Origin of the sequence: Lactiplantibacillus sp. YT640, from assembly GCF_049745435.1 — a bacterium.
Taxonomy (GTDB): domain Bacteria; phylum Bacillota; class Bacilli; order Lactobacillales; family Lactobacillaceae; genus Lactiplantibacillus; species Lactiplantibacillus plantarum.
On the sequence record NZ_JBMNVY010000052.1, the window covers coordinates 1 to 8,921 of the forward strand.

General features: G+C 38.0%; 13 protein-coding genes and 1 pseudogene. 6 read left to right on the plus strand and 8 right to left on the minus strand.

The window, feature by feature from the left end:
* Window positions 1-152 precede the first annotated feature (152 nt).
* Window positions 153-587, minus strand: coding sequence for a hypothetical protein (locus ACOV1R_RS15080; protein ID WP_015474768.1), 435 nt, complete (start codon window positions 585-587; stop codon window positions 153-155).
* A gap of 124 nt (window positions 588-711) precedes the next feature.
* On the opposite strand from ACOV1R_RS15080, the gene ACOV1R_RS15085 reads away from it, so the two are divergent.
* Entirely contained in the window at window positions 712-837 is a 126-nt protein-coding gene (locus ACOV1R_RS15085) for a hypothetical protein (protein ID WP_257591854.1), read from the plus strand.
* A 53-nt stretch (window positions 838-890) separates the two neighbouring features.
* Window positions 891-1,439, plus strand: coding sequence for a hypothetical protein (locus ACOV1R_RS15090; RefSeq protein ID WP_424744257.1), 549 nt, complete (start codon window positions 891-893; stop codon window positions 1,437-1,439).
* A gap of 214 nt (window positions 1,440-1,653) precedes the next feature.
* On the opposite strand, the gene ACOV1R_RS15095 is transcribed toward ACOV1R_RS15090, so the two are convergent.
* The 4 genes from ACOV1R_RS15095 to ACOV1R_RS15110 all read right to left on the minus strand — a co-directional run bounded on the left by ACOV1R_RS15095 (window position 1,654) and on the right by ACOV1R_RS15110 (window position 3,828).
* Window positions 1,654-2,640 carry a hypothetical protein gene (locus ACOV1R_RS15095; protein ID WP_041816341.1) on the minus strand — a complete coding sequence of 329 codons (987 nt, stop codon included), beginning with the start codon at window positions 2,638-2,640 and terminating at the stop codon, window positions 1,654-1,656.
* Between the two features lie 323 nt (window positions 2,641-2,963).
* On the minus strand, window positions 2,964-3,197 hold the full coding sequence (locus ACOV1R_RS15100; RefSeq protein ID WP_236039391.1) for a hypothetical protein: 234 nt from the start codon (window positions 3,195-3,197) through the stop codon (window positions 2,964-2,966).
* Complete coding sequence (locus ACOV1R_RS15105; protein WP_219033545.1) at window positions 3,194-3,550, minus strand: type II toxin-antitoxin system YafQ family toxin; 357 nt, start codon at window positions 3,548-3,550, stop codon at window positions 3,194-3,196. Before ACOV1R_RS15105 ends, ACOV1R_RS15100 begins: the two co-directional genes overlap by 4 nt.
* Window positions 3,550-3,828: a type II toxin-antitoxin system prevent-host-death family antitoxin gene (locus tag ACOV1R_RS15110; RefSeq protein WP_424744260.1), complete on the minus strand. Its 279-nt coding sequence runs from the start codon at window positions 3,826-3,828 to the stop codon at window positions 3,550-3,552. The genes ACOV1R_RS15105 and ACOV1R_RS15110 overlap by 1 nt, the downstream gene beginning before the upstream one ends.
* Window positions 3,829-3,906: 78 nt before the next feature.
* Between ACOV1R_RS15110 and ACOV1R_RS15115 the strand changes: the two genes are divergently transcribed.
* Window positions 3,907-4,494, plus strand: a complete 588-nt coding sequence (locus tag ACOV1R_RS15115; protein WP_219033546.1) for a site-specific integrase — start codon at window positions 3,907-3,909, stop codon at window positions 4,492-4,494.
* 41 nt (window positions 4,495-4,535) lie between these two features.
* Here the strand turns inward: ACOV1R_RS15115 and ACOV1R_RS15120 are convergent, their stop codons facing one another.
* Genes ACOV1R_RS15120 through ACOV1R_RS15130 form a run of 3 tightly spaced genes read right to left on the minus strand, consistent with a single transcriptional unit; the run spans window position 4,536 to window position 6,374 of the window.
* On the minus strand, window positions 4,536-5,228 hold the full coding sequence (locus ACOV1R_RS15120) for a MobB (RefSeq protein ID WP_217203452.1): 693 nt from the start codon (window positions 5,226-5,228) through the stop codon (window positions 4,536-4,538).
* Entirely contained in the window at window positions 5,225-6,082 is an 858-nt protein-coding gene (locus ACOV1R_RS15125; protein ID WP_424744262.1) for a MobA/MobL family protein, read from the minus strand. The genes ACOV1R_RS15120 and ACOV1R_RS15125 overlap by 4 nt, the downstream gene beginning before the upstream one ends.
* A complete protein-coding gene (locus tag ACOV1R_RS15130; RefSeq protein ID WP_424744264.1) occupies window positions 6,012-6,374 on the minus strand; it encodes a MobA/MobL family protein in 363 nt (120 codons plus the stop codon). The genes ACOV1R_RS15125 and ACOV1R_RS15130 overlap by 71 nt, the downstream gene beginning before the upstream one ends.
* 383 nt (window positions 6,375-6,757) lie before the next feature.
* On the opposite strand from ACOV1R_RS15130, the gene ACOV1R_RS15135 reads away from it, so the two are divergent.
* The 3 genes and pseudogenes from ACOV1R_RS15135 (at window position 6,758) to ACOV1R_RS15145 (ending at window position 8,324) form a co-directional block, all read left to right on the plus strand.
* Window positions 6,758-7,093 carry a hypothetical protein gene (locus tag ACOV1R_RS15135; protein ID WP_219033548.1) on the plus strand — a complete coding sequence of 112 codons (336 nt, stop codon included), beginning with the start codon at window positions 6,758-6,760 and terminating at the stop codon, window positions 7,091-7,093.
* 493 nt (window positions 7,094-7,586) lie between these two features.
* Window positions 7,587-7,778 (plus strand): annotated as a pseudogene (locus ACOV1R_RS15140) (helix-turn-helix domain-containing protein); the annotation flags it as partial.
* A gap of 27 nt (window positions 7,779-7,805) precedes the next feature.
* Window positions 7,806-8,324 carry a hypothetical protein gene (locus tag ACOV1R_RS15145; RefSeq protein ID WP_133254077.1) on the plus strand — a complete coding sequence of 173 codons (519 nt, stop codon included), beginning with the start codon at window positions 7,806-7,808 and terminating at the stop codon, window positions 8,322-8,324.
* Window positions 8,325-8,921: the final 597 nt, after the last annotated feature.

An 8,921-nucleotide genomic window follows, 5' to 3' on the forward strand; every position in this document is an offset into this window, starting at 1 on the left:
GAAAGAATTTCGGAATCATGCCATTCTAAAAACTGCATAGCTATTTTAATTATTTGAACTGTCTACTTGACTCGGAGCAGTCCCTAGTGGAGTTTTTAAATCTGGAGTTATTTTTATGTTTAGAATTTGCTGCTTATAAGGCTGTTGAGGTACTACTCCGTTATTGAGAGAAGAAGGGCAAATAAACTTAACAATAGTGAACATACGGCAGATCCATATAAACCAATAGCTTTTTGGATTTCTGCTTTTTTTGAAATGAGTGGTGGTAATTTTTTCGTTAAAGTATATTTTTTAAATAACTTTTGTTCAAAAAGATGTGTTAGGACTTGTATGAATACAAATAAAAATAGTAATGCTTCAAACATGAGTGAAATACGTAAATCCTTTTTGATTATAAGTGTATAGAGCGCACTCACAACAATAAAAAATCCCACTAAAAGGCATATATAACGGAATTTTTTAATAGTAGCTGAATATTTATGATAAAAAGCAGAGGACTTATTTTGTTTTTTTAGTATTTTTTCTTTTTTTTGTGGTATAAGGTATAAGAATGCAAAAATAAAAAGTAAAAGTAAAAGTAAATACATTATGGTTTGTCCTTTCTAAGAGAGTATAAAATAGTTTGTGTAAATAAATAAAATCCTATTGAAAAGGGAATCCCTTCCCCGTATGATTAAATCGTCAAACCAAACCAAAACGGAGGGATTCCCCATGGAACAGTTTGCCAAAGATTTAACCAAAACTCTATTATCAAATGGCGATGTTAAAGAACTTTTTCGCCAACAAAATTTACGCAGGTCAAATTATAACTGTCTAATTTCTAGAATGTTAGGATAGGTGATAAAAGGGGGTACAGTTATGAATAAAAAAAATTAAGGTGGCTATATGGTTTGGGGGCCTTAATCGTTATTGTTCTTGCTGCATCTTTTATCATTAAGGCAGTCAATGGTCATCAAAAATCAAATACTTCTAGCAGCTCTGCTAAAGTTGAACAAACAAGTAGTAAAAAAAAGACTAGTAACAGTTCTACTTCTTCTAAAAAAAGTAGTCAAACTTCCTCTAGTTCTAGTGAGGTGAGCTCTGCTTCTTCTGCTAGTTCAACAAGCAATTCTACTACAAACAGTCAAAGTAGTTCTACTTCTTCTGTTTCCAGTAGTTCTAGCAGTCAAGTACAAGCTACTAGCTCTACTAATCAACAAACAAGTTCTTCTGCACAATCAAGTAGTTCTACCCAACCAGCAGTTGGAACTGTTACTACTAGACCACAAGGTGCTTGGGTAACTACATTTGAACATAACCTCTACAATGGTTATAAGGTAACGCCTAATTACTATAAATATTATGGTAATGGACTTTGGGAAGTTTGGGTCAACGAAATTAACACTAATGATTATCCATATGTTACTGTCAATCAATATACTGGTAACTTCCATGGTTAAAATAAAAATAAGATTTAACTTAAAAGCCTCTACAATCAAGTAGAGGTTTTTTATATACCATTCCTTGTTTACATAACCTACCTTATCAACACTAACAACCGTACCAATGCTTCACGCACCCTTGTGCATTGACCCTAAATCACAAACTCGCCGCAAACCTTTAAGTTCCATTCACATATCGCCGTTTTTTCAAAATTACACAATCTATACCACTTTATTTTTTAAAATCTTCTAAGCACAAATTTTCCACTTCGTTATTCTTGACCTCTTTCGCATACCATTCTTTTGATTTTAAAAGATATTCTAATTCTATTCCTTTTGGGAAAACAAAATTTTCTTTTGTAGCAGTTTCCTTGAATTCTGAAAATATTAATCGATACTCATGTTGATCTCCATACTTGTTAGCTTTTCTTGCAAAACACTCCGCTAAATACTTCTCGTATACTTCTATGTCTTTAGTTTCGTTTATTTCGCTTAGTATTACATCTTTTTTCATATTTAAAGGCTTATCATCATAATAAACATACGTCCCTTTAAGCCCAATACTAATTTGATTTTCAATTTTTTCCAACCAATTTTGATTTTTAAATATTTCTTTAGTATTCATGCCTTGTAAATTCTTCGTCGTTAAAGATTTAATCGCATTCACGTAATCTTCATCTAAATCTGGGTCTGTGGAATTTATTTTCTTTCTCCAACACAAAAAGTTATTAGTTTTAAATCTTTGAATTCTGTCCATGCCCATCTTTGGCTTTTTAATCTCATAATTTACAAATTCTGGCGTGTTACGTCCCATAGCTTCAAATGAATCATTCAGCGAAATATTGAATATAACAGCATTTCTCTTTTCCAAATCTTCTTTTTTCCCTTTTTTGTTTAAAAGTTTATCAACTGTTGTTTCCTTTATTTTCCCTTTATCATCAAAATCATCTGAAAAAAGCACAGTAAAACTACTAATATATGTTTGTGATTTGCCATTAAGTATTTCGCCATACTTAATCATTTCATTATTGGTTAATTTGATAATACCTTCCGAATCGTCCTTTATTTTGTCCCTTCCATTATCCCGAAAATTCTCAATAGACTTTAGAAAAAAATGCCCTTTAACGAGATCATCACATTTTTGGTTGAATTTTATAAACCCTATGGCTTTCTTATTCTCATGTTTATATACTTCATCTTGTTTTTCATGTAAATTCATTCTATTACACCTTCTCAAAGTAATTATTTAATCAACTGCATTATACTTCTTTGCACTTCATTTTTGTTTCATGTTATAATGAAATCGCAAAGAAAGAATAAACGTTTTTACACCAAAGCCCCTAGCAGGTTACGACTGCTAAGGGCTTTTTTAGTGGGCTAAATGTCGCCTATTTTATTTTACTTGCGGCGTTTCCGTTTTAGCCAGTCCGTAAACCACGCTGTTATCAGCGCAACCGCAAGTGGGGCAAAGAAAGAAGTAAACAATTTTTACACCTCCCAACCGTTGCAGATTGGATAGGCAACTTTTTCATTATACCTTATTTATCGTCTTTGCCACCAGTGCCGTTTTTTTGCCGTTTCTGGCGTTTTAGGCTCGTTCCTAACCTTTTCTATTTCTTCCGCCTTATCCGTGTTCAAATCGTTTCCTGTTTCCAATGTTATGGGGGGATTTTTACCAAATAGACCCTCGAAAACATTGAAAGAATAACCCCTAATATCTGCATTATAGATATTAGGGGTTATTTGTTTTAATATTAAAGAAATAACTTCTTTCATTTGTCATTTTTTCGATACCCTTTAGAACGATTTTGCCCAGGAAATAAACGATCATGCGATCCGACTCGAATGCCAATTAAGACTAGTTCATCTTTATCAATCGTATAAACAACTAGGACATCGTTAGTTTCGCTTGGCGTTCTGTTTTTCGGGGTATCTCGTAAGTGAAATTCATTATAACCGCTCATTCGCCGATTAAGCTCATGATCTTCAAATTCTGGTGGTAATTGTTGTTGCTCAAGCAACAGGTCAATGGCTGCTCGAACTTCATCAATAATAGATTTGTCTAAACTGGCTAACCGTTTTAGATCAGCATTAAAGGTTGCACGTGGTTTAAATCTTAGTTTTTTCATTATTTAAACTGACCCCAATAATCATCATCTGATGCAACAATTTCATCGTCAGGTAAAACATGGCGTTTAATTAACTGATCACGTGCAATTGCATATTCTAACGAACCTTCTTTAGCTTTTAATGCTCTTACTAGCCAGTCCATTTTTTCTTGAGAAACGATGGCTACTGCGCGTCTTTTTGAACGAGCTATTTTAACGGTTTCGTCTTCGTCATTAACTATATCTAAATATTTTTTTAGGTAAGCCCGAAAATCGCTCTGTGTTAGTGCTAATGTCATATTTACCACCCTTTCATTGTACTTAATATTGTACTTTAATTTGTACTAAAAATCAAAAATTTTAAAGGGGCTAAAACTATGCAACAAATCGTCTTACCAATCAAAGATTCAAACGTACTGACTGAAGTACAAGATACCTTACTACACAATTTTCAAGCTGGTCGTCGTAACTACACGATTTTTCAGGTTGGCAAAGCCACCTTGTTACGGGTAAGTGATGTTATGCGCCTTCGTTGGGCCGATGTCTTTAACGAAAATGGAACCGTGCGTCAGAATGCGTTTATACACGACAAAAAAACCGGTAAAGCTAATTTGCTCTACCTAAAACCAATTCAAACTGATCTATTAACTTATCAAGCTTGGTACCAGGAACAAAAACTACACTCAACTTGGTTATTTCCTTCAACTCAACACCCTGATCGACACATTACTGAAAAACAATTTTATAAAATAATGAGTAAGACTGGTGACTTGTTAGGTATTAATTACTTAGGCACACATACAATGCGTAAGACGGGTGCTTATCGCGTCTACACCCAATCAAATTATAATATTGGGCTCGTCATGAACTTGTTAAACCACTCCAGTGAAGCTATGACACTAACTTATTTAGGCTTAGATCAAGCTAGTACCGAAAATATGTTAGATAAAATTGATTTTGGTTAATCCCCTTAAACTCAATTGAGCAACATTTAAATTCTCCTTTATCAGTACCGGTCATGTCGCCAAAACATGAGCTTTTCTGCGTCCCAGTCCGTCAGCATCTTTACAGCTTCGACCATCCCCCAGAAACTGACAATGATGGCGCCGGCAATCAGCACCATCAGAATCAACCCAAGAATACTCCCGCCGAAAGGGTGTAATCTCGCCAACGTCAGCACAAAATCAGTAAGTCTGTTAAGTCCTAATCCACGCCAAACACCGTCCCAGAGAAGTGCTTTGAACAGTAACAAAATCATGACGGCAAAAAACAGGCTCACGACACCACCGGCAAGGTTCGGTATCAACTCCCGCCAGAACTGTTTTTTCTCTCGGTCTGCTAGTCTTTCCCGTTCGTCATCCAGTTTGGTCTGTGCTTCTTTGACCGCTTTACTACGCCGGTCGATGTCGGCCAGCAAATGCTTCTTGACTCCTTCCACGTCTAGCTGGCTGGCCTGCTCCTGTAGTCGGGCGCCTTGCTGTTTCAAAATCTTGTTAACCTGCTCGTTATAGCTCGTTTGGTCGTTCTTTAGTTGCTGGCTGGCCTGTTCCTGTATTTTGGCGGGGTTGACCGCATGGGCCACCTGTCGAGCGACTTCTTGCCGGATAATTACTTTAATAGCGGGGACTTTCGTAAAGTCGATTTCCCCGTTATCGTAAGCTTTCAAAAGCTGTACCAGTGCCTGTTCGTTTTCTGTCATAGTTCTGGCCCTCCTTGGTCATGCGTTCGCTCACGGTATTTATGGGCTTGCCTCTTACTCCTATCCGAATTGAGCTTCTTCAAGAAATCTCCCGCCACGGATTCTTCCGGCGGTGCCGGCTTAGCCTGTTTCGCCTTGTCAGCATTGAGTTTCTTCAAGAAATTGTCTGCCACGTTCGGCGTGGGTTCCGCTGATCCTGTCTGGGCGAGTTGTTCTACCTGCCGTTTAGCTTCCGCCTTTTCCTGTGCTCGTTTCCTGATGAGCTCGGTTAGCTCGGCAATCTGGCGGAATAGCTTTCTGGCTTCTTCTTGAATTTTGGCAATGGTGGCGCTTAGACCGCTCAACTCACGGTTACCCGCCTTGACGTCAATGTTGGTTTGAACTCGTTCCGAGCGGTCGCCCATCTCACGGGCCACGTGTCCTTCATGGATAGTCGGTATCTGTTCCACACCTTGGCGTTCATAGCTTCGATGGTCAATTTTATTTTCCGGCGCCAAGTACTGGTTACAGCTCTCGGCCCAACTTTTACGCCAAATTTCGGCGTTGCTCCGGTCGTTCCAATCTGTGTAGGATTCGGTGTTACGTTTCCACATTTTCCGACCACGGGCGCCAATCTTCTGCTGCCCCGTCTTAGGGTCGATTTGCGGGACTTTAGCCCCGTCCTCGTCTAGTAAGTAGGTACTCTTCTGTTTCGGCGCCCAGGTACCGTTTTTTTTGATTGCCCGGGTCGTCAACATGATATGAGCATGAGGGTTGCCATCTTCTTTATCGTGGATTGACCAGTCAGCACACATGCCACGGTCGACAAAGCTTCGCTGCACGTAGTCGTGTACCAATTTTTTTTTGCGTGTCACGGTCAAGCTCCTGTGGTAACGCCACTTCAACCTCACGGGCCAGCTGGGCGTTGGCCTTGGATTCCTTTTCCTGAACGGCATTCCAGAGCACCTCACGGTCGTAATACTCGGCCGGCGCCTGCGAGGGAAGCTGGATTTCGCTATACTCCACACCGTGCTTTTTAGTGAAATCTTTCGTTTCGCCGGTCTCACGGTCTTTAAGCTTACTGCCAGAGCGGTAAGCGGACGAAGCCACGGCCGATTGGCCTTTACTTCGGCTAATGGTTTTCAGTGAGAGATGATAAATCGCCATGACGTTGACCTCCGATTTTGACTTTGACCTTGGTTTTGAATTGGGGTTTGATCCTCACAATCTTGTTCATCATTAGGAGCCTAAAGGCGACTTTTGATGATCAGGATTGTGTGAGATTTTAAAAATTTGATGAGGCGGAAAAAGCCGAAAATCAAATTTTTAAAATCGAATGCCTTTGATTCTGTCCTGCCGGCAAGGCAACCGGCGGTAGCCCCAGCGGAGCGAGCACATGAGCGTAAGCGAAAAATATGTATGCGTAGCGTACATATAAGTGCGCCCTTAGCAGGGGGCAACTAGTTCATAAAACCAGTATAGCATTCTTATCTTGTAAACAGTATACTTCACTTGTAGAACATTTAGTAAGTTAAAAGGAAGTTAGGAAAATGCCAGAATCCACTGAAGAGATTAAGAAAATGGAAGCTCGAATTGCTAAACTAGACGAACAGCAAAAACAACTCAAAGCTAAAAAACGGGTCTTACGTAACCGGCTTAGTCAGCAAGCACGCAAAGCTCGGACTAAGCGATTAATCGAAAAAGGCGCTTTATTAGAAAAATTGCTTGATGACCATGGCGATCAAATTAAAACCGAACAGAGATTACAACAGCTATTAAGCACTGAAAAGCGCTATCAAGAACTAAAACAATTTACTAGCACGCTGAAATATCAAGACCAATCAACTGTGTTTCAGCATTTTGTAAAGGAAATCAAAAGTCGCTAGTCCTTATACCTGTCTGAAATGAGTTTTAAGCCATTCAAACTCATTATGGCATAATTAGTCATGGGCCGAATTCAAATTTCCTAAAATTGTCCTCTCGGCTAATTTTTATATACTATGCTTATTTACTTAACCTAACCGAATCTGCAACGAATTGAGATTCGGTTTTTATAGCAGCAAGATTTAGCTCTAATACTTGTCGTTGTCAATACTGCCAATAAGTTGACCTAGTCTGATAGGAAAATAGCCAATTTGATTGTTCACAATCAAATTTTAGGAAAGTCCATTTCTTACGCGTAGTGCTAGTTAAATTTAGACAGTTAAAAATCCCGTACTCCCCCTCTTTAATTTTCAAAACGGATTTATTTAAGCCCCCTAAAAACGTGGATATGTTCAGATCATATATTAATTTCACTCAATGCAACCAGCTGGTGCGTGCTTACATATCAACATCCAGATAAAATAAAGTCATAATTTACGAAAGGAGTAAGAAAAGATCACATTCGCTGAAAGCTTAAAAAAATTACGGCACGACAACTCACTGACACAAAGTGAGCTAGCTGAAAAATTATATATTTCGCGTCAATCTATTTCTAAGTGGGAACTAAATAAAAGTTATCCCGATATCGATAAATTAATACTACTCAGTAAAATATTTGATATCAGTATTGACGAGCTCTTGGGTCAAGATAAACTTTTGAGAAAGGATATTATTATGAAAAGCACTCTTTACAGAAAAAGTATCAGCATTTTGAAGTATTTAGGCCTATTAGTGGCAACTATTTTATTGTTTTTAGGACTAAACTTTTGGAGCAATCAGCTTGATGACTTGCATATTCAAGATGTCAAAATTTACAATACATTTTTCGCCATGGAAAATGGAAAACCTACTTTTTACCTATATGGCAAATTAAAGCCCACCTTTGCCAGTTATAGCGGCGGTGCCTTCACTCAGTACAACAACAGCAACGGTGGCAACTACGGTTGGAACACTAGTAAAAACAACGTCTACATCGATGGCCAACAAACCCATAGCCCGTTTGGCTCAAAAGAAGTCGTGTTTCGTATCAAAAGTGATTCTAAAGAGGGGTTAACATTACTAAACCAAAACCTATACCTTACCGACCATCACCATCACAAAATAAAAATATATAATGCCCAAACTAAAACCCAGCCATACAGTATAAACCAGAAAGATACTCAAAAATTCATTAAGCAAAATAAGCTACACTAGTTAACATAATCGCCATTAATAAAAGCTAAAGTTTGTGAAGTGTTAAAAACGTTGTTATATCAACAATATAAGGCTATATATTTACCAATATCATGCGNAAAAGCTAAAGTTTGTGAAGTGTTAAAAACGTTGTTATATCAACAATATAAGGCTATATATTTACCAATATCATGCGATAATGATACTTTGTGAAAATAGAGTAAATTTGTAAATGCTAATATACCAGTATTTTACACTTGTGAAAGTTTATTATTATACGTATGTAAGTCACTTTGTGATAATGACGTTTCATGTATAATTGTCCGAAACATGTCGGCTTAGAACCCGCCTAGGCTGAGACTATATAATATTAATAGTGTGTCTATCGTTAGTAGTTAGTTCTTAACGTTTTGTGGTCTACGTGACGATTAGTACATTAATAACACCCTAGTTTAACCTATCTGCACGCAACCACGTGCTCTTAACCCTCAAGTTCAAACCAGTTTAGTGCACTTGCCCTTTGCTGTTCAGAACGCTTGAACCTGAGCGGGATATAGTTTTCCCCTTGTTTTGCGAAGAAGAAAACTTTTTGTTGTTCGTCACGAATCACCGTCACGT